General features: G+C 69.1%; 18 protein-coding genes. 17 read left to right on the top strand and 1 reads right to left on the bottom strand.

The genetic code is table 11. The features are described 5' to 3' along the window. Positions 1 to 4 precede the first annotated feature (4 nt). Positions 5 to 1,123 (top strand): hypothetical protein, encoded by a 1,119-nt coding sequence (locus LLH23_00760; protein ID MCE5237006.1) that lies wholly within the window; start codon positions 5 to 7, stop codon positions 1,121 to 1,123. Positions 1,124 to 1,131: 8 nt separating this feature from the next. On the opposite strand, the gene LLH23_00755 is transcribed toward LLH23_00760, so the two are convergent. Continuing rightward, the gene (locus LLH23_00755) at positions 1,132 to 5,727 is read right to left on the bottom strand and encodes a beta-galactosidase (GenBank protein ID MCE5237005.1); all 4,596 of its coding nucleotides are present in this window, start codon (positions 5,725 to 5,727) and stop codon (positions 1,132 to 1,134) included. A gap of 193 nt (positions 5,728 to 5,920) precedes the next feature. On the opposite strand from LLH23_00755, the gene LLH23_00750 reads away from it, so the two are divergent. The 16 genes from LLH23_00750 to LLH23_00675 all read left to right on the top strand — a co-directional run bounded on the left by LLH23_00750 (position 5,921) and on the right by LLH23_00675 (position 26,890). Continuing rightward, positions 5,921 to 7,354 (top strand): trimethylamine methyltransferase family protein, encoded by a 1,434-nt coding sequence (locus LLH23_00750; GenBank protein ID MCE5237004.1) that lies wholly within the window; start codon positions 5,921 to 5,923, stop codon positions 7,352 to 7,354. A gap of 45 nt (positions 7,355 to 7,399) precedes the next feature. Beyond that, entirely contained in the window at positions 7,400 to 8,788 is a 1,389-nt protein-coding gene (locus LLH23_00745; protein ID MCE5237003.1) for an FAD-dependent oxidoreductase, read from the top strand. A 79-nt stretch (positions 8,789 to 8,867) separates the two neighbouring features. Continuing rightward, positions 8,868 to 13,013 (top strand): beta-galactosidase, encoded by a 4,146-nt coding sequence (locus LLH23_00740; GenBank protein MCE5237002.1) that lies wholly within the window; start codon positions 8,868 to 8,870, stop codon positions 13,011 to 13,013. 32 nt (positions 13,014 to 13,045) lie between these two features. After that, positions 13,046 to 13,999 carry a DUF58 domain-containing protein gene (locus LLH23_00735; GenBank protein ID MCE5237001.1) on the top strand — a complete coding sequence of 318 codons (954 nt, stop codon included), beginning with the start codon at positions 13,046 to 13,048 and terminating at the stop codon, positions 13,997 to 13,999. A 36-nt stretch (positions 14,000 to 14,035) separates the two neighbouring features. Continuing rightward, positions 14,036 to 15,106 (top strand): hypothetical protein, encoded by a 1,071-nt coding sequence (locus LLH23_00730; GenBank protein MCE5237000.1) that lies wholly within the window; start codon positions 14,036 to 14,038, stop codon positions 15,104 to 15,106. A 65-nt stretch (positions 15,107 to 15,171) separates the two neighbouring features. Then, positions 15,172 to 16,107: a hypothetical protein gene (locus tag LLH23_00725; protein MCE5236999.1), complete on the top strand. Its 936-nt coding sequence runs from the start codon at positions 15,172 to 15,174 to the stop codon at positions 16,105 to 16,107. 45 nt (positions 16,108 to 16,152) lie between these two features. Then, entirely contained in the window at positions 16,153 to 16,587 is a 435-nt protein-coding gene (locus tag LLH23_00720) for a hypothetical protein (protein MCE5236998.1), read from the top strand. Continuing rightward, positions 16,580 to 17,065: an EamA family transporter gene (locus tag LLH23_00715; GenBank protein MCE5236997.1), complete on the top strand. Its 486-nt coding sequence runs from the start codon at positions 16,580 to 16,582 to the stop codon at positions 17,063 to 17,065. Before LLH23_00720 ends, LLH23_00715 begins: the two co-directional genes overlap by 8 nt. 100 nt (positions 17,066 to 17,165) lie before the next feature. Further along, positions 17,166 to 17,483: a DUF1232 domain-containing protein gene (locus LLH23_00710; protein MCE5236996.1), complete on the top strand. Its 318-nt coding sequence runs from the start codon at positions 17,166 to 17,168 to the stop codon at positions 17,481 to 17,483. Then, positions 17,470 to 17,985, top strand: coding sequence for a GNAT family N-acetyltransferase (locus LLH23_00705; GenBank protein ID MCE5236995.1), 516 nt, complete (start codon positions 17,470 to 17,472; stop codon positions 17,983 to 17,985). The genes LLH23_00710 and LLH23_00705 overlap by 14 nt, the downstream gene beginning before the upstream one ends. A 31-nt stretch (positions 17,986 to 18,016) precedes the next feature. Further along, entirely contained in the window at positions 18,017 to 19,087 is a 1,071-nt protein-coding gene (locus LLH23_00700) for a hypothetical protein (protein ID MCE5236994.1), read from the top strand. A gap of 335 nt (positions 19,088 to 19,422) precedes the next feature. After that, on the top strand, positions 19,423 to 20,208 hold the full coding sequence (locus LLH23_00695; GenBank protein MCE5236993.1) for a sugar phosphate isomerase/epimerase: 786 nt from the start codon (positions 19,423 to 19,425) through the stop codon (positions 20,206 to 20,208). Between the two features lie 221 nt (positions 20,209 to 20,429). Further along, positions 20,430 to 21,086 (top strand): prepilin-type N-terminal cleavage/methylation domain-containing protein, encoded by a 657-nt coding sequence (locus tag LLH23_00690; GenBank protein ID MCE5236992.1) that lies wholly within the window; start codon positions 20,430 to 20,432, stop codon positions 21,084 to 21,086. Between the two features lie 158 nt (positions 21,087 to 21,244). After that, positions 21,245 to 22,519: a hypothetical protein gene (locus LLH23_00685; GenBank protein ID MCE5236991.1), complete on the top strand. Its 1,275-nt coding sequence runs from the start codon at positions 21,245 to 21,247 to the stop codon at positions 22,517 to 22,519. Next, positions 22,516 to 23,847 carry a hypothetical protein gene (locus LLH23_00680; GenBank protein MCE5236990.1) on the top strand — a complete coding sequence of 444 codons (1,332 nt, stop codon included), beginning with the start codon at positions 22,516 to 22,518 and terminating at the stop codon, positions 23,845 to 23,847. The genes LLH23_00685 and LLH23_00680 overlap by 4 nt, the downstream gene beginning before the upstream one ends. A 691-nt stretch (positions 23,848 to 24,538) precedes the next feature. Then, a complete protein-coding gene (locus LLH23_00675; protein MCE5236989.1) occupies positions 24,539 to 26,890 on the top strand; it encodes a hypothetical protein in 2,352 nt (783 codons plus the stop codon). The last annotated feature ends 95 nt before the right edge of the window (positions 26,891 to 26,985 follow it).

Here is a 26,985-nt window from a genome sequence, read left to right as displayed (position 1 = left end):
CCCCATGCGGATCCTGACCGTAGACATCGGCACAAGCTGGGCGAAGCTGGCCGTGTATGACTGCAGCGACGGCAGCCCCCGGCTTCGCCACAGCGATCGCGTGCCCTCGGGCGTGGGGACGTACGATGGGTCCGCCGCCTCCGTGGAGAGCTTCCTCGGCCTGTGCGACCACCTGGAGACGGCCGTCGGCGACATCCTGGCCGCCTTCCCGGTGGACCGCATCGGCCTGACCAGCATCCGCGAGGGGCTGGTGCTCCTGGACGGGGCAGGGGAGCCGCTGTGGGTGTCGGGGAACGCGCTGCTGGATGACGAGCGCCTGCTGGACCTGCCCATCGGCGATGTGGCGGTGGCCGATCTCCTGCCCGAGGTCCTCGCGGGGCGGACCGACGTGCGCGCTCTGCTGTCGGTGCCGGGGTTCGTCGCGTCGCGGCTGACGGGGCAGGCGGCCGTCACCGCCTCGGAACTGTCGGCGCTCGGCCTGGCGCGGCGGACCGACCTGTGGGCGCCGTGGGCCGCTACCCCGATCGTGGCCGAGGGGGCCTCACTGGGGCCGTGCCGACGCTACCCACAGACGGATGTCTATCTCGCGGGGACCGACGAACAGGCGAGCCACCACGGCGCAGGCGTCGGGAACGGGGCCGATGTGGGGCTGGCGACGGCCACCTTCTGGTCGCTGACCGCCCCGGCCGCCGCCCTGACCGACCGGCCCGACCTGCGCTTCATTCCCGCCGCCGGGCCGTACGCGGCCATGGTCTCGATCATCGGCTACCGCTGGGGGCCGTACCTGCAGGAGGCGCTGGACGGGCAGCGTCCCACCCTCCCGGGGCGCCTGCCCCGCTGGGCGGTGGGTGAGCTGCTGGACGTCCTGAGAGCCGCCGGCCCACCAGACCGCGAAGCGGTCCTGACGGCGGTCGTAGCGGACTTGCGCGCGGGCCTGGCCCTCCTGGCCCGGGCCGGCCTCGTGCCCGACGAGCCCACCGTCGTGGTGCATGGCGGCGCGCTCGTCGGGCTGCGTCCGTTCCTGGCCGAAGTGATGCAGCGCGTCGGCTGGCGCTGGGTGGCGCTCGATGATGACGCGACCCAGCGCGGGTGCGCCCTCGTGGGGATGCTCAGCGCGCGCTGACCGCGCCGCTACTTCACCACCAGCTTGCTCTCGGCCGTCACGCCGGTCGCCACATCCCGCCACAGCAGCCGCCACAGGCCCTGCGGGTCGCTGACGGCGAAGGGGATCGTGGCCGCGCCCTGCCCCTGCGCGCAGGCGAGGTTCTGCGAGTACTGCCGGTGCGGGGCCGTCTGACCGGGTGCGAACACATCCAGCCGCACCACATGGAAGCCCGCCGGCTGCGTGGCCTGGACCGCCACCTTCACGGCGATCTCCTGGCCGCGCGTACCCGCTGCCAGGGCTTGGGGCTTGACCGCCGCCACCTGGTACGGCAGCAGCGCATAGACCAGCGGATAGCCCCGCCCCACCTGCGCGTCCCACTCCTGCCCCTGGCCCTTGAAGAGCATCTTCCCGGCCCGCACGTCGTAGACGTAGGCGGGGGCGGGCAGCTTCACATGGATGGTCTGCTCGGGCAGGCCGCGTACGCGGAAGTCCTGCATGATCGCCAGGTAGCGCAGACTGCCCTCGCGGTAGCTCACTGTGTTCAGGCACAGCGGGGCCTGGCCCTGGTCGCCCGTGACCGTCGCCGGCGGGGTCACGCCGGCGCTGCGCGCGATGGCCGCCACGATCGCCTCGGCCGGCTGCTGGCCGGGCTTGGTGCGGTCGGTGTTGATCGCGGTGACAGGCATGTTGAGCAGGACGGCCCGGCCGCTGCCGACCTTGTTGACGACCAGCACGGGGGCCTTGTCCGTCTTGCCGAGCGCCGTGCCGGTTGTGACCTGCACCCCCGGCTCCAGCACGGTCGCGTCGAAGGCCTCGATCTTCAGCGGCACCGCCGTCGCGGCCCCGTCGAGGGTCCCCTCGATGGCCACCTTCCCGCCGGCGCTCTCGCGCTTGAAGGCTTCCAGGCCGCTTTCGCTCTTCACTCCGAACAGGTCATCCAGCGGGCGGCTGTCGCGCAGCGTGCCTTCGGCGGTCAGCATCCCCGCCCGTCCGTCGGCTACGAGCGTCCCGCCCCGCTGCACGTAGTCCCGCAACAGCGCCACCTGCGCGTCCGACAGGCACGAGGCATAGGGCAGGAAGAAGGCCTTGCACTTGGCCGGGTCGAGGTTCTCCCGGGTCATCAGCCCGGGCGTCAGGCTCCGGTACTGGAGCCCCACGTCGCGGAGGCCGTGCATCATGCCGGTCTCTTCGCTCAGGTACTGCCCGCCGGCCGCGAACGGTGACCGCGACCCCGCCGCATAGGCGATGTTGGTCAGGTAGAAGTCCGTCTGCGAGTGCAGGACGGCCACCGGCGACAGCTCCCTGTCGGCGTGCAGCAGCAGCTTGCCGGGCCCGCTGGCGGTCTCGCGCAGGGCCTCGAAGAACCACTTGCCCATGAGACTCTGCGACAGGTCGGGGTTGAAGGGGATGTAGTCACATCCGAACGAGGTCCACCACCACACGGAGTTGTCGTCATCCAGCAGGCAGCTCCACGGGAAGGCGTGCCAGCCGGCCTCGACATCGGCGTCGGAGTTGCCCCACTTGCCGGTCAGGGAGCCCGGCTGCTTGAAGGCCCGCATCAGCTCGCCCTGAATCCAGCTGACCGTGTAGACCTGGTTCATGTCCAGGTTCCGCGCCAGCCGCTCGAAGTCATAGCCCGACTGCCAGTTGAAGCCCAGGAAGCCGTCATAGCCGACCTTGGCCTGCGGGTCCACGGTGCGGATCGTGGTGCGGAAGACGTCGTGGGTGTTGCAGAAGGCCTCCGACATGAAGAGCTTGTGGTCCAGCCACGGGGCGAAGCTGGCATCCTGCTTGGCCGCTTCCTCGAGGAGCGCCGGGATCCTGATGTCCGCGAAGCTGGCGTACGGCGGGGTCCCAGAGGTCTGTAGTGCGGGCTTCCAGCCCGCCCAGGCCCCGTTCAGAGCCTCAATCGTTCCGTACTTGGCCTGCAGCCACTGCTGGAACGCCGCCACGCTGTAGCTGGTGTGGCAGACTTCCTGGCCCTCGAACAGGTAGTTCTCATCCCCGAGGGTGTACGCTGCCGGGCTGAAGGCCTGGGCCTGCATGCAGGTCTTCACCAGGCTCCCATTGGTGCTGTCGAGGTACTTGGGGTCGTGCAGGCAGGGCACGCGCTCGTGCTTGTCGTTGCCCTCGCCGGCAATGCGCGTCACGTACGGGATCACGCGCAGGCCCGACTCGGCCGCCAGCTCGTACTCGCGGGCCGCCCGGGCGCCCTCGTAGCCGCCCATGTGGCACAGGTCCATCATGTCGGCGCCCCAGTCGTAGCACAGGCGGTCGGTCTGCCGCAGCACCGGGTCGCCGCCCGCGTAGCTCCACAGCAGCCCCGTGAAGTCGTCGTAGGGGTAGGGGAGGGCCACGGTGAAGCGCCGCTTCTCCTCGACCAGCAGGTTGCGCTGGCTCCACACGTACAGGCGCAGCACATGGCACACGGTCACGGGCCGGGTCAGCTTCAGCGACAGCGTCGCCCGGCCGCTTTGCAGCGGCACCGGTCCGGTCGCCGTGAGCACCCGCCCGAGCGCATCATCCACCGCCCCCCGGACCGTCGCGCCGGCCGGAGCCCCCTTGATCTGCACCGTCACCGTCAGCGGCCCGCCCTGCGGCAGCGCCACCTTCGGGGTGAGGGCGCCCTCCGGCGCTGGCGCCAGTGGCGCGAAACTGACCGCCTCGACCGTGGGGAAGAGGTGCGGGTCCGGCGGCACGTAGGCCGAGCCGTACGCCACGGTGCTGCCTGTGGCATCGGCGATGGCCGCGAAGACGACGTGGGCGCGGTTGCGGGGCTGCTGCAGGCGGCATCTGATCTGGCCGTCCACCAGCGGCGTCCATTCGTCGAAGAGCTCATCGGCGTCCACGCGCTCATCCTGGTCGTTGACCATGGCGAGGTACGCCTTGCCGTTGGCCGGGGCCGGATCGGGTCGCACCACGAGCGTGCCCTGATCCTCGTACGCCACCTGCAGCTTCACCTGCGGCAGGCGGTTGGCGGCCGCCTGCAGCGCTCGGGCGGCCACCGCCATGGCCGTCCCCATCGTGCCCTGCCGCCAGTCCACCTCGTCATTGGCGGGCACGAGGACCCCGTACGTCGTCGGCCGCACGTTCAGCACGATGACATGCCCCTGGCCGACGTCATACGCCTGCACCAGCGGCCCGCCGCGCCCGCGATCCCCCTCGCGGAAGCCCGGCACACTCTCCCACGCCAGCCCGGCCAGCGTCTGCTGAGCCAGGGCCTCGTTCGGGGTCTTGAACAGCTCCTGGGGCCAGCCGCCGCTCCCGATCAGCACGAGACCCTTGCCGGCCTGCACCTGCTTGATGATCTCCTGGCGGGCGATGCTGGGCACGGCGACGGCGGCCACGCTCGCCATCACGAAGACCGCGCTGGCCGGGTCCTGGGCCATCTGCACGGCCCGCTGCATCGCGACACCGTAGGGTATGGGGCCGATGCCCGTCGTGCTGGCATAGGGCCAGTAGTCAGTCAGGGACAGCCCGCCCGAGCCGTCGAAGTACAGGTGCTGGACGTTCAGGTCCATGCTGCCGGCCAGCACCATTGTCTCCCACGCCCGCCAGCGGGGCACGAATAGCGCCACGTTCAGCGGGCCCCCGGACTGCTTGGCGACCCAGGGGAAGCTCACGCCCTTGAGGGGCCGCCAGGTCTCGGCCGGGCGCTCGAGGAGCTTGTCCTGCCCGACCCGGATGGTCGCCATGCGCTGTGCTTCCAGCGGGAGCGCGGCCAGGGGCTGCTCGATCCCCGCGGCGGCCGCCCTGCCCAGCGCCAGGGCCTCGGCATCGGCGGACTGTCGGAAGTAGCTCCGCGTCTGTTCGCAGTCCGGCAGCGCCGGGAAGTCGTACAGCCCCAGGGCGAAGCTGCGCGCCTCGGGCTTGAGCACCGCGGTCGTGACGATCCCGTAGCCTCCAGCGGGCATGGAGATGCTATCGAACGCCTCCGGAGTGCCGACCAACAGTCCGGCCGGGCCGGCGCCCGGTCGGTTGGGCGTCACGTCCTCATACAGCACCCAGCGCTCCTTGGTCAGGTCCAGCGTCTTGAGCGCGCCGTCCTGCTGGGTGCCCAGGGCCGTGGTCACGGCCCGGTTGTGCGGCGGCTCGAAGCCGGTGGGGTAGCACGAGAGCGTGAGCTTCGACGGCCCAAGCTGGGCCTTCGGCTCGTACCGGCCGAACATCATGAGCTTGTCACTGCCGGTGGGGAGGGCGAAGAACACACTGGCCTTGACCAGCGGCGTGTCCCACGCGAACTCCACCACGCCGTCCTGTCCGGTCCGCACGACACGCACCTGCGCCGGCCGCTTGGACAGGTCCTCGTCGCCGAAGCGCCAGTTGAAGAACGCCTGCCAGTACCAGTTGGGGTTGGACGGCTGGGTCATGCCGATGGGGATGAAGCCGGCGGTCCAGCCCCACCAGTTGGAGGTCGCCTCGCCGGGCTTGTCGTCGCGGGTGTTGCGGTCGTAGACCAGCGTGTACGCGGTGACCTCGTTGCCGAAGGTGACGGTGCTGATGAGACGCTGCTGGCCGTCACCCAGCTTGGTCACCTGAGGCCCGGATAGCGTGACATCCACGGTGGCGTGAGCGGCGACGGCGATACTCAGGGCGATGCCGACGGTAAGCGCCCGGCGCATGGCAACTCTTCCCTTCCAGATTGGCGTAGAGTGCACTTCCCCGTAAGGTGCGTCGGCCCCTCTGCCAGGCCGGCCCCGTAGTGCAGGCGTCCAGCCCGCCCGGCGTGGGCAGGTCAGGCCTCTCCGTGACGCGAAGCTGTCGGAGCGCGGCTCGCGGGCTGGAAAGCCCGCGCTCCACCCACGGAGGCACCCCATGCTCACCGGACGCATCGAGGTCATCTCACAGGAGGAGGCCGAGCGACTCGACCGGGCCGCGCGCGAGGTGCTCGGGCGAGTCGGGATGCGCGTGCTCAACCGGTGGATGCTCGGCCGGTGCGAGGCGTTTGGGTGGCAGGTGGACCACGAGGCGGGGGTGGTGCGCTTCCCGTCGGAACTGATCGAGGAATGCACGGCCGCCGACCGCGCGCACCCCGAGACGATCACCGCCCCGTCGGTGCCGACGACTTTCGGCGTTGGCTACGGTGAGCACTGCTTCTTCGTCTACGATTGGCCCACCAAGCAGCAGGTAGCGGTGGGGCGGGAGGGCCAGGCTGAGATGATCCGGCTCGGGGACGCGATTCCCGAGGTCACGGCCATGGGGCTGCCGGTGCTGGATACCAGGACCAACCAGCGGGTGGAGGCCCTGGAGGCTGCCGAGACGATCCTGGCCAACACAGCCAAGCCGTGCTGGCCAGGGGTGCGGCTGCCCGAGCAGGTGCCGTACTTTGTGGAGGTCTCACGGCTCTACGAGCGGCACACGGGACGACAGGGCGCCTTCATCCAGGCCGGCGGCTGTCTGACCACGCCCCTGTGTCTTGGCTCGCGCACCGCCGACATCGCCCAGGGCTTCCACGAGCGCGGCTACCGGGCTGTGGGCTTCTCAAGCATGCCCATCGCGGGCGGCAACGCGCCGGTCACACCGGAGGGCACGGTCGTGATGGGGGTGGCGGAGCTGCTGGGCGGCTGGATGATCGCCAGGGCTCTCGCACCTGATGAGCCGACGGGGCCGGGAATGATCATCAGCGGCGTCCTGGACATGCGGTCCGGCCGGGCCAGCTTCGGGGCTCCCGAAGCCTGCCTGCAAGACCTCGCCATCCATGACACCTTCCTGTTCCGCTACGGCAAGACCGTGCCCCTCGACCTCGGCGCCGGCTACACCGAGGCCCGGGTGCCGGGCATGATGGCTGCCTTCGAGAAGTGCTTCAAGCGCACCGTCTTCGGCTGCGCGGTCGGCTTGGGGCTGCACCTGGGCACGATTGACTGCGCCCGCGCGTTCTCGCCGACGCAGGCCATGCTGGATCTCGACTACAGCGAGTGGTCGTGGCGTTTCTTCCGGGGTCTGTCGGTCAGTCCCGAGACGCTGGCGCTGGAAGTCATCGCCGACGTGGGGTGTGGGGAGGGGAAATCGTTCCTGCAGCACGATCATACGCTGGCGAACTGGCGTTGCCTGTGGAGCCCGCGTTTCTGGGACCGCCGCGCATGGCAGGACGGCGAGACCGAGAGCCGGCGGGACCGGGAAGTCATCGAGCACGCTGACGCGAAGTGGCGCAAGATCCTGGCGGCGGCCCCGCCGCCGAAAGTGAACGAGGTGCTGGTCGCCGAGGTGGGCGAGGTCGTGGCCCGTGCCCGGCGTGACCTCACCGACTGAGGGAGCGCGGCACTGGCTGCCGCAAGACGGTGCAGGAGGGCCCGGATGGGCGCTACGCATGATGAGTACCAGGTCGTTGTCGTCGGGGCTGGAAGTGCCGGTGTGGCGGCTGCGGCCGCCGCCGCCGGCAACGGTGCCCGCACGCTGCTGGTGGAGCGCGACACCTTCGTGGGGGGCGATCTGATCAGCGGGCTGCCCATCCTGGGTTGCTGCAACTCCCGGGGCGAGTGGATCGTCGGCGGGGTGCTCGATGAGCTGCTGGAGGGCTGCAAGCGCCTGGAGGGCTACCTGGGCTGCATCTGCGACTGGCGGACCCTCTGGGGCGTCTGTGTGGACCCCGAGGTGCTCCGCCTGGTCATCCTGGAGGTGTTGGCGCGCCACGGGGTCGAGTTGCGCCCGGGCGCTCACCTGTGCGGCGCGGCGAGTGCCGGAGGAACGGCGACCGAGCTGCTGCTGGCCTGCGGTGGCATCCGGACCCGCGTGCGGACGGACCTGGTCGTGGACTGCACGGGCGATGCCGCCGTCGCCGCTGCCTGCGGGGCCGAGTGCGAGCAGGGCGGGCCGAACGGGGAGTTCCAGCCGGTCAGTTGGGTCTTCCAGATGGGCCCGGTGGACTTCCCTGCCCTCCTGGACTTCGTCCGGGACCACCCGGAGGAGGCCCTCCTGGCTGAGAACCCCGTCATCGGGACCTCGCGAGCGGACTGCGCCCGGGCGCTGCACGAGGCCGGATACCCGTACGTGGCCCTCAGCGCCGGGGGTGAGCTGCTCGGCGGCGCCGTACGGAGCGGCGAGATGTTCCCCTGCACTGCCATCTTCATGTCGCCCACCTCGCTGGCGCGGCGCGAGGTGACGCTGAACACTACCCGGGTGGCGAATGTGGACGCGACCGACCCACGGGCCCTGAGCGCGGTGCAGGGCGAACTCGCCGCGCAGGTCCGAACGGCCGTGCAGTTCGCCCACCGGCAGGTCCCTGGCTTTGCCGAGGCGGGGCTGACACGCCTGGCGCCGCGCCTCGGCGTGCGTGAGACCCGGCGCGTGGTGGGCGAGCATGTGCTGACGACCGAGGAAGTACTGGAGGGGCGGAAGTCCCCTCAGGTCGTCGCCCGGGGCGGCCACCATGTGGACATCCATGGGGCGGGCACCTACCAGAAGCGTCTCCCGATCCGGAACGGCCGATCCTACGACATTCCCCTGGGCTGCCTCATCCCCCGCGGCCTGGCTAACGTGCTGGTCGCCGGGCGCTGTCTGTCCTCCAGCCGCGAGGCCAACGGCTCCGCCCGCGTGATGGGCACGTGTCTGGCTACCGGGCAAGCCGCCGGCACGGCCGCGGCCCTCTGTGTCGCCCACGGCTGGCATGACGTACGGGACCTGCCCGTGGAGCTGCTGCAGGAGACCCTGCGCCGGCAGGGGGCGGTGCTGGACGGGACGGCGTAGGGGTAGCGCCGCCCCGGCATGGAGGCCTCTCCTGTCCGGCCGGCGAAGCCTCCGCCAAATCGTCCCGGAGGTGCTCCGCGTGTGCACTGGACTGCTGGCCCTGTGTCTGCTACTCGTCGTGCCGGCCTTCGCCCAGGATGAGGGCGAGCTGCTCAAGAACGCCGGCTTCGACCTCGACGAGAACAAGGATGGCCTCCCGGACGGCTGGTCGGCTTCCGACAAGACCCTCCGCCGCCAGGAAGTGCAGGCCTTCAGCGGCAACTACGAGATCGTCTCCGTGCCCGGCGCCTATGTGCTGGCGACCCAGGCCGTGAGGCTCAAGCCCGGCCAGCAGTACAACGTGACGATGCGCATACGTGGTGAGAGTGGGGCCATGGCCGGGGTCCTGGTGCTGCACGGGCCCGACCGGCCCACGCGAGAGTTCCCCATTGTCTGGAACGTCGAGGTGGGGGAGAAGTACGAGGACTATACGGCCACTTTCAAGGCCCCCAACCCGGCGTGCAGCCTGTACATCTACAACGTCTCGAAGAAGGGCACGATCTGCTACGACCGGGTGAGCCTGCGTGAGGGCTCGCCAGATCAGTTCCTCGTCCAGCAGCTCTCCCTGCCCCGGATAGACCGCCCCGTCGAGGACCCGCCGGTCACCGAGCACATCCCCTATGGTCGCAACCTCGCGGGCGGGCCGCTGAAGACATTCATTGCCCTGCGCAGCTTCCGCCACATGCGCGAAGTCGTCGAGTTGGCCCAGCGGCTGGACATGGACTACGACGTGCTCAACGCGGGCACCGACGGCGATGAGACCGTGTCGGAGACGGGCCGCCGCATGATGCAGCGCCTGACCGACAGCACCTATGAGGTCTACCTGGTCGCCTCGAAGCTCAGCCCACCGGCAACCAAGACTATCATGGAGCGCGTGAGCAAGGGCGCGGGGCTGGTGGTCATGGAGGGCTTCGGGCAGGCCGGCAAGCTCCTGGACACCAAGACGATGCCGGAGGTCCCGGCCGATCACTTCCTGCGCCGTGGCATTCCCTGGGAAGTGATGCCGCAGGGGATCATGTCCGGGATGCAGACCGGGCAACTGGGCCAGGGCCGCGTCGTCCGCCTCAACTTCCCCTTCGACGCCTGCCGCGTGTGGGGCCTGATCCCCATCGGTCTGAAGTACGACGACTGGCGCACCCGCCAGTGGGCGTACTGGGACGGCTGGCTGTCGCTGCTGGGCAAAGCCATGGTGTGGGCGGCGCGGGGCGAGCCCCAGGGCAAGCCAGACAGCGCGCAGGTCATCTACCGCTCCGCTCGCGAGCTGCGCTTCGACGGGCCCAACCTGCGCCTGGCTCCCCAAGCCGTCGCCCTGGACGCGCAGGGCCAGCCGCAGTTGAAGGCGCCGGCGGAGCTGCCGGCCGGGCCCGTGCTGGCCGATGTGATGCTGCGCGATGCCGGGGGCAAGACACTGGACTGGGCGACGCAGGTCATCCCCGTGCCGAGGCAGGCGCAGATCATGCGGCTGGAGGCCAAGAGCCCGACCGTCAAGCCGGGGGGCTCGGCCAGCGTGACGGTCGTGCTGTCCGTGCCCAAGCCGGCCGATGTCACGGTGGAGGGGCGACTGATTGATGCCTTCGGGCGCGACCTCGCCATCGGGCGTCTGATGCAGAAGGGCGTCGCCGGTGAGCAGGCCGTTGGGCTGGTGCTCCCGATGGCCCATCCGCTTGGCGTAAGCCACAAGGCCTTCGTGCGCGTGCTCGTCGGCGGCAGAGAGCAGGATAGCCGCTGGATCGCCGTGACGGTGCCGGCCCTCGGGCCGGCGCTGGCCGCCGCCGACTTCGTTGTCACCCCGTGGGGCCCCGGCGGCTTCCCCGAGGCGACGGGCGTCCTGGCCGACCGCACCCGCGAGCTGGGCCTCAACGCCGAGTTCGCCGTGAGCCAGTTCCTGGCCGGCGAGCACGGGATGCTGGCCGCGGGGTACTGCGGCGGGGCCGGGGCTTTCCGTGATGAGGCCCATGCCGGCGATGTGCGGCGGATGTGCCTGAGCGACCCAGCGGTCGTCGAGAAGTACACCACGGCGGCCAAGGAGGCTGCCGCGCAGCAGGCTCCCGACGGGCCCTATGCCGTCGGCATCACGGATGAGGCCTTCCTCAGCTACCACAACCAGCGGCAGGAGCTATGCTTCTGCCCACTGTGCGCCGCGCGGTTCCAGAAGTGGCTGCAGGCGCGCTACCCCTCGCTCGACGCCCTCAACGCCCAGTGGGGCACGGCGTACAAGGCGTGGGACGAGGTGCGCGGGATCAAGACCGAAGAGGCCCGCGGGCAGGCCAACTTCAGCCACTTTGTGGACTTCCGCACCTTCATGACCGACCAGTGGATCGAGGCGTGCAAGACCATCACCGACGCCTACCACGAGGTCAACCCCGCCATCCCGATGGGCCACACCAACACCTTCGGCTGCAATCCGTTCAATGGGAACGACTACTACAAGCTGGCGACGCAGACCGGCTTCGGGTGGGGACAGGAGTACAGCGAAGCCATCAAGGGCGGCGGGAACAAGGCGATCTTCGACCTCTGGCGGAGTTTCGTGGAGACGCCGGAGGCTCGGGCGAGTCGCACGGCGGCCCACCCCCCGGCCCCCTCCCCGCAGGGAGGGGGGAACGCCACCGCGTCCGCGGCGCCCTTCTTCAACCATGGCTGGATCGGCTATGCCCGGACGACGGTGGCGGCGCACTATGAGCCCTGGTGGCTGGCGCTGCACGACTCGCGGGGGGTGAGCTACTTCGCCACCTCGGCCTACGACGTGCCGCGCGGCCACTCCTGGGCGCTGGTGTACCCCACCGGCAGCCTCACCGAGTACTCCGGCGCGGTGAAGGAGGCCCTGGCGGACCTGCGGGGCGGCGTGGGCAAGCTCCTGATGGAATACCAGCGCGCTCAGCCGCAGGTGGCGATCCTCTGGTCCCATCCCTCGATGCTGGTGAGCTGGTGCGAGTCGAAGGACGATGTGCCCGGCGATCCGTCGGAGCGCGACACCAGCGACGCCTACGCTTCCTGGTACATGAGCGCCTACAACTTCCGCCAGCACCTCAACGAGCTGCAACTCGACTACCAGTATGTGGCTCCCGACCAGGTCCTCGCGTCGGGGGAGCTGTCGTCCCTCCCTGCAGGGAGGGGTCGGCCCGCAGGGCCGGGGGTAGGACGCCGTCTGGAAGACTACCCCGTCCTCATCCTCCCCTTCACCGTCGCCGCCTCGGCGGGGCTGGTGGACAAGCTCGAGGCCTACGTCCAGCAGGGCGGGGTTCTCGTCGGCGACATGCGCTGCCTGCGGACCGATGCGCATGGCAAGCCTGACGCCGGCGGGGTACAAGCCCCCGCCCTACAGAGGCTGTTCGGCGCCACGCGCAAGGGCGAGGTGAGCTACGCCGAGAGCAAGGTCAGCTTCAAGCAGGCCGGCGCAGGCATAGACATGACCGGCCAGGAGATGACGGTCTTCGGCAAGGAGAGCCTCACGCCCGCCGGCGCCACGGCGCTGGCCGCCCACGCCGGCGGGGAGCCGGCCGTGCTGGTCATGCCCCACGGCAAGGGGCTGTCGGTCTACCTGAACTTCAAGCTGCCCTCGTACGGGGTGGAGATGCGCGAGCTGCTGCGGCAGATCGTCACGCGCGCCGGGGTGAAGCGCGAGGTCACGGTGGAGCCGGCGGCGCCGGGCGCCACCAGCCCGCCTGCCGTGCCGCGGGCCTACGAGCTGAATACCTTCTCCCGCGGGCCGGTCACGGTCTATGGCCTGATCCGCGACTTCCGCAAGTGCCAGGACAGCGACCCGGTCACGGTCAACCTCGGCCGCAAGGCCCACGTGTATGACGTGCGGGCCCGCAAGTACCTGGGGGAAGTAGATCGCGTCCAGGCGACGCTGCCGCCGGGGGAGACGGCGCTGTATGCGCTGCTGCCGTACCAGGTGCAGGGCCTGGGCCTCAACGTCCCGGCGACGGTCAAGGCCGGGGACGAACTGGTGGCCCAGGTGAACCTCGTCACCGGCGCGAAGGCGGGCGACCATGTCGCCCATGTGGAGCTGCTCGACCCGCAGGGGCACAGCGTGTGGTGCTACACGCGCAATGAGCTGCTGTCCGGCGGACGGGGCACACTGCGCGTGCCGCTGGCTCTCAATGACGCAAAGGGGAAATGGACGCTCAGGGCGCGCGACGTACTGACAGGAGCGACCGGCGAAGCGAAGTTCGCCGTGCAGTAGTCGCCTCACAGCGGCCCGGCGGTAGAGCAGACATGACAGACATCATCCAGGCCCTGGAACCGGCGGCGTTGGCCCGACTGGCCAACATGGAGCTGCGCGCCCGGACCATTGTGGAGGGGCACTTCTCCGGCCAGCACCATAGCCACTTCAAGGGCGCCAGCGTCGAGTTCGCCGACCACCGCAACTACAGCCCCGGTGACGAACTGCGCCACCTGGACTGGAAGCTATACGGCCGCACCGACCGCTTCTTCGTCAAGCAGTACGATGCCGAGACCAACATGAGCGTCATGCTGGTGCTCGACGCCAGCGGCTCGATGCAGTACGCCTCCGGGGAGATCACCAAGGCGCAGTACGGGAGCTACCTGGCCGCCGGGCTGGCGTACCTGACCAGCCGGCAGGGGGATGCTCCGGGCCTGGCGTTGCTGGACGGGGGCGTCGCCGGGCGGCTGATGCCCCGCACGCGCCCGGCGCACCTGCGGCGGCTGTGGGAGATGCTGGAGGAGACGCTTGTAGGGCCGGGGCTCGTACCCCGCCCCGGAACGTCCACAGATGGGCGGGGTACAAGCCCCCGCCCTACAGACGGCGCGTTGGCCGACAGCCTCGCCGAGGTGGCCGCCATGCTCACCCGGCGGGGCATCCTGGTGCTCATTTCCGACCTGCTGGAGCCGCCGGAGCGGCTGCTGCGGGCCCTGCGGTACTTCCGCCACCGGGGACATGATGTGGTTGTCTTGCAGGTATTGGACGAGGCGGAGGTCAACTTCCCGTTCCGCGGCGCGGTGGAGTTCCAGGACCTGGAGAGCGGGCAGCGGCTGCGGACGGAGACGGCCGACATCCGGCGGAGCTACCTGGAGGGCTTCCGGCAGCACCAGGAGACGATCTGCGACGGCTGCCGCAGCGCCGGTCTGGACTACGAGCTGATGCTGACGACGGAGCCCTTCGGGCGGGCCCTGACAGCGTACCTGGGGCGGCGGATGGCGTTATCATAGACAAGGCACGCCGCCCTCGTGAGCGCAGGGGACTACATGACCAAGCGTGAACGCGTCCTTACCGCCATGAACCGGCAGCGGCCTGACCGGGTGCCGAAGGCTGCCGGCTTCACGCCTGCGGTGCAGAAGATGTTCGAGGAGCACACGGGGCAGACCGACGCCGCCGCCTACTTCGACTATGATGTCGCCGGCGCGGGCTTCGCCGGAACCCGGGAGCGGGTGGACTGGTCCGCATGGTATGACTGCACCCACCCCGAGGGCACCAGCTACAGCGAGTACGGCACCGCTCACATCCCCGGCAGCTTCCACCACTTCTGGCGCCTCGATTTCCCCATGGACCATGTGGACAGCCTCAAGCGCATGGAGGAGTTCCCCTGGCCCGACTACACCCCCGCCTATCGGCACGAGCACCTCGAGGCGAACGTGGGGAAGCTCCATGACGACGGCTGGTATATCCAGGGCGGCGTCGGCCACATCTGGGAGAACGCCTGGCAAGTCGTCTCGATGGAGAAGCTGATGATGGACTTCGTGATGCACCCGGACCAGGCGGCGTATGTCCTGGACCGCATCACCGAGGACCGGCTCTTCCAGGCCCGGCGCTATGCCCAGGCCGGGGTAGACTGCCTGCTGTGCGGCGATGATGTGGCCATGCAGGACCGCATGATGATGAGCCCGGCGATGTGGCGGGAGTGGCTCAAGCCCCGGTGGGGACGCGTGTGGGCCGCCGCCCGGGAGATCAATCCGGACATCCAGATATGGTACCATTCCGATGGCAACGTCGAGGCCATCATCCCTGATCTCATCGAGATCGGTATGACCATTCTCAACCCCGTGCAGCCCGAGTGCATGGACCCGGTCAAGCTCAAGGCCGAGTACGGCGACCGGATCGCGTTCTGGGGCTGTGTGGGTACGCAAACCGTCTTTCCCTTCGGCACGCCGCAGGAGATGAAGCAGACGGTCAAGGGTCTGATCGAGACCGTCGGCAACGATGGCGGCTTATTCCTCGCACCCACGCATGTACTCGAGCCTGACGTGCCCTGGGACAACATCGTGGCCTTTTTCGAGGCTGTGGAGGAGTATGGTCAGTATGGGTCGGACACGGGTTGAGAGGGAGGCACATCATGGGCAGGCGGACATCGGCTCTGGCACTAGCCACGGCGTTGAGTGCCTTGTTGTGTGCCGGCTGTATCAAGGTCAACGTAGATGTGGCGGTGGCGCCCGATCGGAGCGTCAGCGCACGGCTCGCCGCCGCGGTAGATACCTCGCTGGCTGAGATGGCTGAGGGCGGGGACGCCTTCAGCGACCTGACGAACGCCGCCCCCAAGAGCTGGACGACGCGCGAGTACAAGGAAGGACGCTGGACGGTCACTGAGGCCGTCGGCCGTGCGGGTCCCGGCGAGGCGCTCTTCCCGGATGAGAAGGACGGCCCGAAGCTGCAGGTGCAGACCGCGTCGCGGCGGCTGAGCACCCGGTATGACATCAGCCTGGTGACACCGCCGCCACCGGCGCAACTGGCGCCGCCGCCCAAGCAGGGCGAGGGCGCGACAGAGGCCGGGCCCGACCTGTCCGGCCTGGCGACCTCCATGATGTCGGAGATGCAGATCAGCATCTCCCTGGCTGGCCCGGGTGAAGTCGTGGCCACGACCGGCGAGGTGGTGGCGCCCGGCAAGGCCGAGTGGAAGCTGGCGATCGCCGACCTGCAGAGCAAGCAGGCCCTGCAGGACTTCCGGCTGACCACCGAGTTGCCGAACTGGCTCACCATCGGGCGGCTGGCAGACCAACTGGTCATGCGCGGCGGGCCGGCGGATGCCGGGAGCCGCCTCGTGTCGGCGCTGCAGCGCGGGCTGCTGCCCAATCCCCCGGTGAGCGCCGCGGCCGCCGAGAAGCTGAGCGCCGTGGACTACCTGCGCCTGCTGCAGATCATCGGGAAGATTGACACGGGCGCCGGGCCGGCCGTGACCGAGGCGATCGTGAAGCAGGCCCGCCTCAACGACCAGGACACCACCTCTGCCCGAATCGCCGAGGCCCATGGCCGAATCATGAAGCTGGACATCGGCACTCTGGTCGAAGAGGCGGCCATCGAGGCCATTTCCGGAGCCCTGCGCTAGGCGGCGCTGAGGCTGCCGTCGCCATCGCGCGGGGCGTCACACGACATGATCTTTGTTCTCCTGGCAGTCTTCTGCTACGTCTGCACCAGCGTCAGCCAGAAGTCGGCGGCCCTGCGGGGCCTGGACGCGGTGGGCGTCAACCTCGTCCTGCGCGTGTCCGGGGCGCTGCTGACGGCAGTGCTGGTCGCCTGCAGCTTCGACTGGCATCAGCCGCATCTGCTGCCCGCGGGCCTGATCGGCATCGCCGGCGGCGCCTGTGCGTTTGTGGCCGGGTACGCGGGTCTGCGTGCCCTCGACTTCGGCAGCCTCAACGCCACCTGGTCGCTGTTGCGCGCCGCGACCGTCATCCCCGTGCTGGCCTCCATCGTCTTCTGGGGCGAACTGCGCAGCCTGGAGCCGCGCGAGTTGGTCACCAAGCTCGCCGGGGTGCTGTGCCTGCTGGGGGCGCTGGTGCTGCTGGGGGGTGGCAAGCGTGGCTGACGAGGTGCTGGCTCCCCAGACCCCGGCCGAACCGTCGTCGGCGCCGGCCGAGGCGCGCGCGAGACACCGCAAGTGGCAGCAGATGGCCGGCCTGGCTTTCCTGGCCCAGGGACTGGCCGGGGTGACGCAGAAGGGTCTGACGGAACTCCCCGGCGAGTACCGCGTCTTCTTCCTCTGGTGTACGTACGTGGTGGCAGCGCTGCTGTCCTACGTGCTGTTCCGACGGCGGGGGGGCTGCGTCAAGCCCGCGGCCATCGTCATCGGCACCATCTCCGGCACGACCTGTGTGCTGAGCGTCTACTTCCTGCTGACGGCCCTGAAACGCGTCGGGGGGGTAGTGGTGTTCTCAGTGATACCAGCCTTGGCCCTGGCGCTGACCTTGCTGGCGGGATGGCTGGTGTTCCAGGAGCGCCTGTCGCGGCAGCAGACATGGGGTGTGCTGCTCGCCCTGGTGGGGATCATCCTCGTGCAGTTGTAGGGCCGCCGGCCGCCGCGCCGACAGGTGCGCAGGCGCGGCACAGCGAAGTGAGACTAGGTGAGGTGCGGTCGGGTCCGGTCCGCGCCGCGGAGTTATGCCGATGAAGTTCGCCGACAAGGTCGCCTTCTATTCCTCGCCGATGGGCAAGCTGCGTCTGCTGGCCCACCTGCCGCAGCTGCTGAAGCTCTACTGGCGGGTCTTCACGGACCGCCGGGTCAGCCTCGTGCCCAAGCTCGTGCTCGTCGCCGGGATGCTGTACTTCGCCGTGCCGCTGGACCTGATCCCTGATTTCCCGCTGGTGGGGCTGGGGCAGATGGACGACCTGGTGGTGCTGATCCTGGCGGCGCGCCTGTTCATTGCCATGTCGCCCCGCAGCGTCGTGGAGGAGCACGTGCGGCTGATCGATGAGGGAGCTTAGCCCGGTGTCGAGCACGACCAGGCCCCACTTGCGCGAGTTCCGCTGGCGCACCGACCGCGATGCGGTCCTGGGCTTCCAGGCCGAGATCTACGAGACGAACTTCCCCGGCTTCCACATGGGGCCGACGTTCCTGCGCGACTACGAGCAGCAGATTCGTCAGGCCCTGCGCCATCCCAGCGAGCACCTGATGGTGCTGGAGGACGAGGCGGGCCTCTGCGGCTTTGTGTGGGTCTCGCTGATTACCACGATGGTGGAGCCATTCGTGGGGTATATAAAGAACATCTACGTCGCACCGCGCCTGCGCGGTCGGGGGTATGGTCGCCTGCTGCTGTCGGCCGCGGACGAGTGGTTCCGCGACCGGGGTTGCACGAAGGCCAGTCTGGATGCCAGCGTGTGCAACCCGCGAGCCATTGGCATCTACGAGACCAATGGCTATGTCGCCGTCCGCCTGCGCATGGAGAAGAAGCTAGACGGCGCCGACGAACTGCCCCCGGGGTGTTGACAGGCGCCACGACGGACCTCCCGGAGATATGATGAACACGATCGCCAACGAGCTCGCCGACGTCGTCCTGCTGGTTGAGGGTGGGGACCTCGACCGCGCGCAGAGCCTGACCGAGGACCTGCTCGTGCGCTACCCCAACAGCGGCCCGGTGCATGCGCTGATGGGCGACATCGCCGCCGCCCGCCGCAACCATCGCGAAGCCATAGACTGGTACGAACTGGCACTGCGGCTGGGCAATGACCCGTCGGTGGCGGCGCGGCTGGACCGTCAGCGGGCCCTGCAGGAGGCGGCAGCCGAGGCGGAGATAGACGAACTGCTGGCCTCGCCGCGCGACAATCGCCGCCTGCTCATGGCCGCGATCATCGGCGGCTTCGTCGTCGTGGCCCTGCTGGTGTGGCTGTTCGCCGCGATAGTGCCCCGACGCCAGGCCGGAGGGGATCGCACTCGCGTGGCGCGCTCAACTCGCGTCCAGGCGCGGCGGGCCGCCCCGGAGGCGTCCACTACCTCCCCGGCGCTGCCGACGGCCGCCGGCTCCCCCGTCACCACTGGCGGCCGCCCCGCGACCGGCGTGCAGGCCACGCCGGCGAGGCCCTCCGGCGCCGCCCAGGGCCCCAGCGCCTCGGGTCAACCGATCAACATCACCCAGAGCGTGGACGCGCCGATGTCCAACCGCGACCGCCTGCTCACCCAGGGGCTCGCGGGCATCACCTGGCCCAGCGGTGAGGCTCTCGGCTGGCGCGTGCAGGGCATGGTGGACGACTACACCGGCTACGCGATGATCACCGTGGAGGTCGCTCCGGGCCTGCGCAGCGCCGATCTGTCGAACGCCGTCATTGACATGGCCTACAAGCTGGCGGTGGCCACCGTCCAGGCCGACAAGGGCGTACAGTCGCTGACCGTGCGCGCGGTGACCGACGTGGACGTGGACGGCAAGCGCATGTCCCTGCTCGCCTTCCGGGGGAACACCACGCGCGAGCATCTGGACTACTACCTCAAGCGGGGCCTACAGCCCGACCGGCGGACGATCTGGGAGCATGTCTTTGCCACCACCTGGTGGAACCCGTCAGTGCCCACGGGCGTCGAGCAGGAGCAGACCCAGTAAGGGGCACGGCTGCCGGTCGCGGTCGGTGACCGCTCGTACAGCGGAGGCCCCGAGGGGAGGGTGTGCTCGACCGGTCGCGGTCGGTGACCGCTCGTACAGCGGAGGCCCCGGGGGGAGGGTGTGCTCGACCGGTCGCGGTCGGTGACCGCTCCCACACCGGAGGTGGGGAGGGTGTGCGTCTGTCCGCCAGCATCCCCGCTCCCGGATCCCGGATCTCAGTCCCCAATCCCCAATCCCCAGTCCCCACGCCAGGAGGTCGCCCTGGCGCCTCCGGCGAACCTGTCCCTACCTGCGATGCAGGCAGACGTTCTCGTTCCCCTACAGGAGGCGCACCGGTGAAGAAGGGCATCTACTTTGGCACACTGCCCACCAAACTGTCTGTGGCCGAACGGTTTGCTCTGGCCAAGCGGGCCGGCCTCGACGGCGTTGAGATCCCCAGCACATACGAGACCCAGGCAGAGGTCGAGCAACTCGCGGCGGCCGCTACCGCAGCCGGCATCGAGGTCCACAGTGTGATGGCCTCCACGCACTGGCAGTTCCCGCTGTCGAGCACCGATGAAGCGGTGCGGGTCCAGGCCGTCGAGGGCATCAAGCACGCGCTGTGGGTGGCCAAGTGGGCCGGCGCGGACACGGTCCTGGTCGTGCCGGCGGTCGTCAATGAGGACGTGTCCTATGCCGCCGCCTGGGAGATCTCCCAGAAGAGCATCCGCGAGCTGCTCCCGACCGCCGAGGAGACCGGCGTCCGCATGGGCATGGAGAACGTGTGGAATAAGTTCCTGCTCAGCCCGCTGGAGATGCGGGACTATGTGGACGCCTTCGAGCACGAGCTGGTGTGCGCCTACTTCGATGTGGGCAACATCCTGATGTACGGCTACCCGCACCAGTGGATCGAGATCCTCGGTGACCGCATCTGCAAGATCCATGTCAAGGACTTCAGTATTCAGAAGCGCGACTTCGTGCCGCTGCTGACCGGCAATGTGGACTTCCCGCGCATCATGAACGCCCTGCGCGGCGTCGGCTACAACGACTACCTGACCGCCGAGTTGGCGCAGTACACCCAGTTCCAGGAGCAGATGGTCCTGGACACCGGCGCCCACCTGCAGCTCATCCTGCAGAGCTAGGGCCGACGGATGACCACGGGGCGGGGCCTGCGCCCCGCCCCGCTTTCGGTCGTGGGGAATGGGGTGCGCTGCGCGCCCGTCTTCCTGATTGAGGTGCTCATGATTGTGGTAAGATTCCATCAAGAACGATGGGAACCCGGCGCGGGGGCAGACGGAACTAATCGCCGGCAGCTGGGGTCACAGTACGTGGGTATCACCGTCGCGGGAAGGGAGTTACCAACATGAGTCACGAACGACGGGCAGGCTTCACGCTCATCGAGCTGTTGGTGGTCATTGCCATCATCTCGATCCTGGCCTCGATTCTCTTCCCCGTCTTCGCCCGCGCGCGAGAGAAGGGTCGTCAGGCCGCCTGTGTCAGCAATGTGCACCAGCTCTGCATGGCCTTCCAGATGTATGCCCAGGACTTCGATGAGATTGTTACCCCGGGCTATCTGGGCGCCAATGGCTACTGGCACGACCTGATCTACCCGTACACCCACAACCGGCAGATCTACGTCTGCCCGAGCCGCAAGGACCGGCAGATGGGCTATGCGGTCAACCATATGGTAGCGGGGGCTTCCGAGGGCACGATGTTCGACCCGGCCGTGAAGATCCTGCTGATGGACGTGCCGCCCGAGGCGATCGGGTCCACGGCCACCAGCCGGGGCAATGAATGGTGGTGCAACAGCCTTAGCGGCCTGGGCGAGCCGACCGCCGCGGAGATCAGCGCCGCGGGTCTGGGCAGCGTGGACGCAGACAACACCTTCAAGCATGCCTCCCAGCCCGAGCGCCACAACGACGGTGTGAACGTGGGCTATGGCGATGGCCACGCCAAGTGGGCTAAGGAGAGCCAGCTCGACCAGTCGTACATGTGGGTGCCGGCGCTGGAGACGCCTTGACGGCAGGGGACAGGGGACAGGGAACGGCTGACGACTGACAGCTAGCGACTGACAAGCACAGGGCCCGGCAGAGATGCCGGGCCCATTTGCTGGCGGAGACAGGTGTGGCGGGCCGACGCGGACAATCTGACGGCAGCTCACTCCCGAGGGTGACCGTCATGTCCGACCGCGATGTCGTCCGCTCCCTCGCCGCCCAGTTGGCCGAGGCGGCCCACAGCGATGAGATGGCGTTCCGCCGCCGGCTATGGCGCGACGTGCACTCCCTGCGTCTCCCCGAGCGTTCCCCTGTCATCTGCCATGCCGGCTGCTGGCACGAGCTGATCCCCGCCAGCGCCTACGTCTGCCGGGACCCGTGGTTGCGCCAGCTCGAGGCGCCGATGCGTCAGTCGCTGTACAAGCTCACCATCGGCGACGATACGGTCATCAACCCGTACTGGGAAGTCGCCACGGTCATGGAGCTGCAGGGCGAGCACTTCTGGGGGCTGCCCATCGGCTACACGCACCCTGACGTGTCGTATCGTGGCGCCTGGGCGTATGACCCACCACTCAAGAGCGAGGCGGACCTCGAGCGGATCGTCCCGCCCCGGTACGTCCACAACGAACGCGCCACGCAGGAAGCCCTGGAACGCACCGCTGAGCTACTCGGCGACATCCTGCCGGTGCAGCGCACCTGCACCATTCCCACTCCCGGCGCCTGGTTGCACGGCTGGGCCACGCAACTGCGCGGGGTGACGCAACTGCTGGTGGACATGATGGACCGCCCGGAGTGGGTCCACCGGCTGATGGCGGCCCTGAGAGACGGCAACCTGGCGCTGCTGGACCAGTATGAGCAGCAGGGGGTACTGACTCCGAACACCGGTGGGCTGTGGGCGTGCGACGGGCTGATGCCGGTAGAGGCGGTGGGTGCCGCGTCGTGTGGGGCGGGCCCCACCGCGGCGACGGGTCCCGCCGCACACGACGCGGCACCCGTCGCCTGTGTCCGCCTCAAGGACCTCTGGGGCCGGGGCGAGAGCCAGGAGTTCCAGGGCGTAGGCCCTGCCCAGTATGAGGAGTTCCTGCTCAACTACCAAGAGCCCATCCTGGCCCGCTTCGGCCTGACGTACTACGGCTGTTGCGAGGACCTCACCAACAAGATCCCCCTCGTGCTGAGCATCCCCAACCTGCGCAAGTTCGTCTGCTCGGCCTGGACGAACCTGGAGAAGCTCGTCGAGGCCGTCGGCGACCGCTATTGCATCGAGTGGCGACAGAAGGCGACCGACGTGGTATTCACGCCGACGATGGGCCCAATCCGGGAGCACCTGCGGCGCGGGCTGACCATCGCGAAAGGCACGCCCCTGCACATCGTCCTGCAGGAGCTGGAGACGGTGGACGGCCGGCCGGAGCGGCTGCGGGAGTGGGCGGAGGCCGCGAAGGAGATCGGGGCGTCGCTATGAGGGACCTCAAGATCGTCCATGTCGGCGCCGGGAGCTTTGCCTGGACGCCCAACCTGCTCGCCAATGTCCTCGGTTCCGAGCCGCTGCGGACCTCAGAGCTGGTCATGTTCGACCTGAACCCCGACCCGCTCGAGCTGACCCACCGCCTCGCCCTGAAGTTCAGGGAAGCCAGCGGCTTCGCGACGACGGTCACGGCGACGACGGACCAGGAAGCTGCCTTTGCCGATGCCGACTATGTGGTCGTGACCATCACCACCGGCGGCCTGCGGGCCATGGCCGCCGATCTGACCATCCCCGAGCGCTACGGCATCACCATGACCGTCGGCGACACGGGTGGACCGTGTGGCCTGAACCGGGCGCTGCGGGGCGTGCCGGTGTACCTGCAGATGGCGCGAGCCATGGAGCGCCTGTGCCCGCGGGCCTGGATGCTCAACTGCTCCAACCCGCTGTGCGCGCTGACGCGGGTCGTGAACAAGGAGACGGGCATTCGCGCGCTGGGTGTCTGCCACGGCGTGCGCAACCGTGTGCGGATGCTGGCCGACTTCTTCCAGTGCCCCCTGGATCGCTTCCATTTCATCAACACCGGCATTGACCACTGCTCGTGGTTCACCGAGCTGACCGTGGACGGCCGGCCCGCGCAGGACCTGCTCATCGAGAAGGGTGTGCAGGAGTGGCTCAGGTTGCCGCCAGCGCAGGCCGAGAGAGACCCGGTGTTCGGCCCGATCTTCGGTTTCCGGTGCGGGCTGATGCTCTGGCCGCTGGTCGGCGCCCTACCGGCGATGAGCGACCGGCACCTGACCGAGTTCTTCCCGTGGTTCCAGCGTCACGATGGCATCGAGCAGTACGGCCTGGTGCGGACCTCGGTGGCCGAGCGGCAGCGGGGCATCGCCGAGGGACGCGCCCGGGTGGAACGGATGCTGACTGGTGAGGAGGCCCTACCGCCGCTGGTGGGGGAGCGGGCGATGGACAACATGGCGGGCTGGATGATCGCCCTGAGCGGGGGCATGACGGTCGAGGACAACCTGAACGCCCCGAACACGGGGCAAGTGCCGCAACTGCCCGCGGGGGCGATCGTGGAGACGCGCGGGGTGCTGGACGGCACGGGGGTGCACTGCCTCACCAGCCCACTCAGCCCGCCGCTCGAGGCGATCTTGCGCCCGCATGTGTTGCGCGAGGAGCTGACGGTCGAGGCGGCGCTGGAGGGGAGCGTCGAGAAGGCGCTGGCGGTGCTGACGCTGGACCCGCTGCTGTCGAACCTGACGGACGCGCGGCCGATGGTGGAGGAACTGATCGCGGCCACGAAGGAGTGGTTGCCGCAGTTCCCGTAGAGGCGTAGTTCATCGCCCCCGGGGGCCTCGTCGGCCCCTTCGGGGCGTACAGAGAGAAGATGGCGAGAAGGGACGCCGGGGCCCCACGGGCTTACGCCCGTGGCTACATGCGGCGGGCCCTTCGGGCCGTGTGAGGCATGGCCTCGCCCTGCAGGCCAGTGGCGAGTACGTGGCCGTTCGCGCCGCAGGCGCCGGCGTACGTAGCCGTGGGGAAGCCCACGGGCTGACGCCCGTGGCTACATACGGCGGGCCCTTCGGGCCGTGTGAGGTACGGCCCTATCCTGGAGGCCAGTGGCGAGGACGTGGTCCTTCGCGCCGCAGGCGCCGACGTGCGTAGCCGTGGGGAGCCCACGGGCTTACGCCCGTGGCTGCATACGGCGGGGCCCTTCGGGCCGTGTGAGGTACGGCCCTATCCTGGAGGCCAGTGGCGAGGACGTGGTCCTTCGCGCCGCAGGCGCCGACGTACGTAGCCGTGGGCGGAAGGTCCACGAGTTTGCGCTCGTGGCTACATGCGGCGGGCCCTTCGGGCCGCGTGAGGCACGGCCCTATCCTGGAGGCCAGTGGCGAGGACGTGGCCGTTCGCGCCGCAGGCGCCGACGTGCGTAGCCGTGGGCGGAAGCCCACGGGCTGCGGCCACCCCGGGTCCACCCGTGCACGCCCCAACGGGGCCGCCGGACATCGTGAGGCAACCATGGCCATCGCCGAACGCATCGCAAAGCAACGCTTCACCCTCACCGACCGCCTGCGCGCGCTCGCCGCGGCCGCTGCTGAACGCGGCGCCGCCGGCGCGCCGCTCTTGCGGGGGGAGAACCAGAAGCGCGCCTTCTTCGAGCTCTATGTCCACCTGCCCCTCGCCGAGCGGCAGGCCCGCTCGCTCGCCTATGCCATGGTCAACGAGCCCGTGCGTCTCTTCCCCGGCGAGCGCGTCAACGGGCAGTTCTATGGCGCCGCCGACCCGCAGCTCTATGACGGCTCCTGGGGGGAGTTCTCCGCCTTCCCGTCGGCCGCCGCGCGCATCGCAACGGAGATCCCCGAGCTCGCCGAGCTGGCGAACCAGTGGCCCGAGCGCGAGCCCGTCCCCGGACAAGGCTCGTACATCATCTCCGGCGGGGCCGCGCCAGGGCACATCGCGTGGAACTTCGATCTCATCCTGAACCATGGCGTCGAGGGCCTCATGGCCATGCACCGGGAGGCGCTCGACCGGGCAGCCGATGACCGGGCGCGCGAGTACTACCGGTGCGTGCTCATCCTCCTCGAAGCCATGCTGGAGTGGAACGCCCGGCATGTCGCGACCCTGCGCGAGATGCTCGCGGCAGCCACGACCGATGCCGAACGCACGTTCATCGAAGAGAACATCGCCGTGATGGAGCGCGTGCCGGCGCTCCCGGCGCGCCACTTCCGCGAGGCCATCCAGAGCTACTACTTCCAGTGGCTTGCCGTCATGTACGAGGTCCCGTACGGTGGCAATAGCCCCGGCCGCCTGGACTACTTTCTGTGGCCGCACCTGCAAGCGGGGCTGGAGTCCGGGGCGATCTCCTATCAGGAAGCGACCGAACTCGTCGCCGAGCTGTTCATCAAGATAGACGAGCGGGTCCACCTGTCCGACGGCCATGTCAACACCATCGTCGTCGGCGGCATGGGACCTGACGGCGGCGATGCCGTCACGCCGCTGACCTACATGATGCTCGACGCCTTCGAGCAACTCAACCTCACCCACCCGGCCGTCTACACCCGCGTGGCGAACGTGAACCCGCCGGAGTACTGGGACCGCTGCGTGGAGTACATGCTCAAGGGTGGGAACCGCGCGCAGATACTGGTGGACGAGCCGATCATCCGGGCCATGACACAGCCGGGGCGGGCTGGAAGCCCGCACTACGAGGGGTCTGGGAGCCCGCACTACGAGGGGTCTGGAAGGCCGCACTGCAAGGACGAGGGGCGGATGCCCTTCGCCGACGCGGCCATGTACATGTGCGGCGGGTGCATGGAGATCAACCCGCACGGGATGAACTCCGACTTGCTCTTCTCGTTCACCTACAACGTGCCCAAGACCGTGGAACTCGTCCTCACCGGCGGCGAGTGCCTGCGCACGGGGCAGCAGCACCGGCTGAGTGTGCCGCGCGGGCTGCGCGAGTGCGCGAGCTTCGAGGAGTTCTACGCCACCTGCGTGGCCGAGATGCGGCGGGCACTGTTTGTTCAGTTCCGCTGCCTGGACGTATACAGCGAGGAGATGGCGCGCTGCCGCCCGGCGTTCCTGCAGTCCTCGATGATCGCCGACTGCCTGGAGCGCGGGCGCAGCCAGCAGGATGGCGGCGCACGGTATGCTGATTATGGCGGCACGCCCGTGGGCGTCCAGAACGCGGCCGATGCCCTGCACGCCGTCAAGGTCGCGGTGTTCGACGAAGCCTTCGTGACCCCGGACGCACTCATCGCGGCCTTGCGGGCGGATTTCGTCGGCTACGAGGACCTGCGGGCACGGCTGCTGGCGATCCCCAAGTACGGTTCGGGCGATCCCGACGCCCAGGCCACGATGGCCCGCCTGCTGACGGACATCTGCGACATCTTCGATGCCTATCGCAACCGCCACGGGCGCTATGTCAAGCCGATCATCTTCACCTTTGTGTGGGCGCCGGAGATGGGCGCGAGCCTGGGCGCGTCGCCCGATGGGCGCAGATCCGGCCAGCCCGTCGGCCATGGCCTCACCCCGCAAAGCTGCGCGATGAGCAAGGGCCTCGGGACGGCGGTGCAGGACTGCACGGCCCTACCACACGACCGTGTCAGCGGCGGGGCCTCGACGATGTGGGATACGGATGCGAGCTGGATCAACCAGGGGTTGCTGCGGTCGGTCGTGCAGGTCTTCGCCGACCAGGGCGGCCACATCTTCCAGGGGAACATGACCGATGTGGAGGAGTTGAAGCGCGCGCTGGACACGCCGGGGGCGTACCATCACCTGATCGTGCGGGTCGGCGGCTTCTCCGCGCGCTTCACGAGCCTGTCGCGTGAGCTGCAACTGGAGATCATTGAGCGCCACCGCCATAGAGGGTGAGGTGGCGGGATGGTGGGATGAGGGGGTAATGGGGGCGTGGGAGCGGTCACCGACCGCGACCGGGTGGCGATCATCGCGGTCGGTGACCGCTCCCA

This window comes from bacterium, assembly GCA_021372615.1.
Taxonomy (GTDB): domain Bacteria; phylum Armatimonadota; class Zipacnadia; order Zipacnadales; family UBA11051; genus JAJFUB01.
The sequence above is the reverse complement of the archived record's forward strand: the minus strand, read 5'-3'. Positions and strand labels throughout refer to the sequence as shown.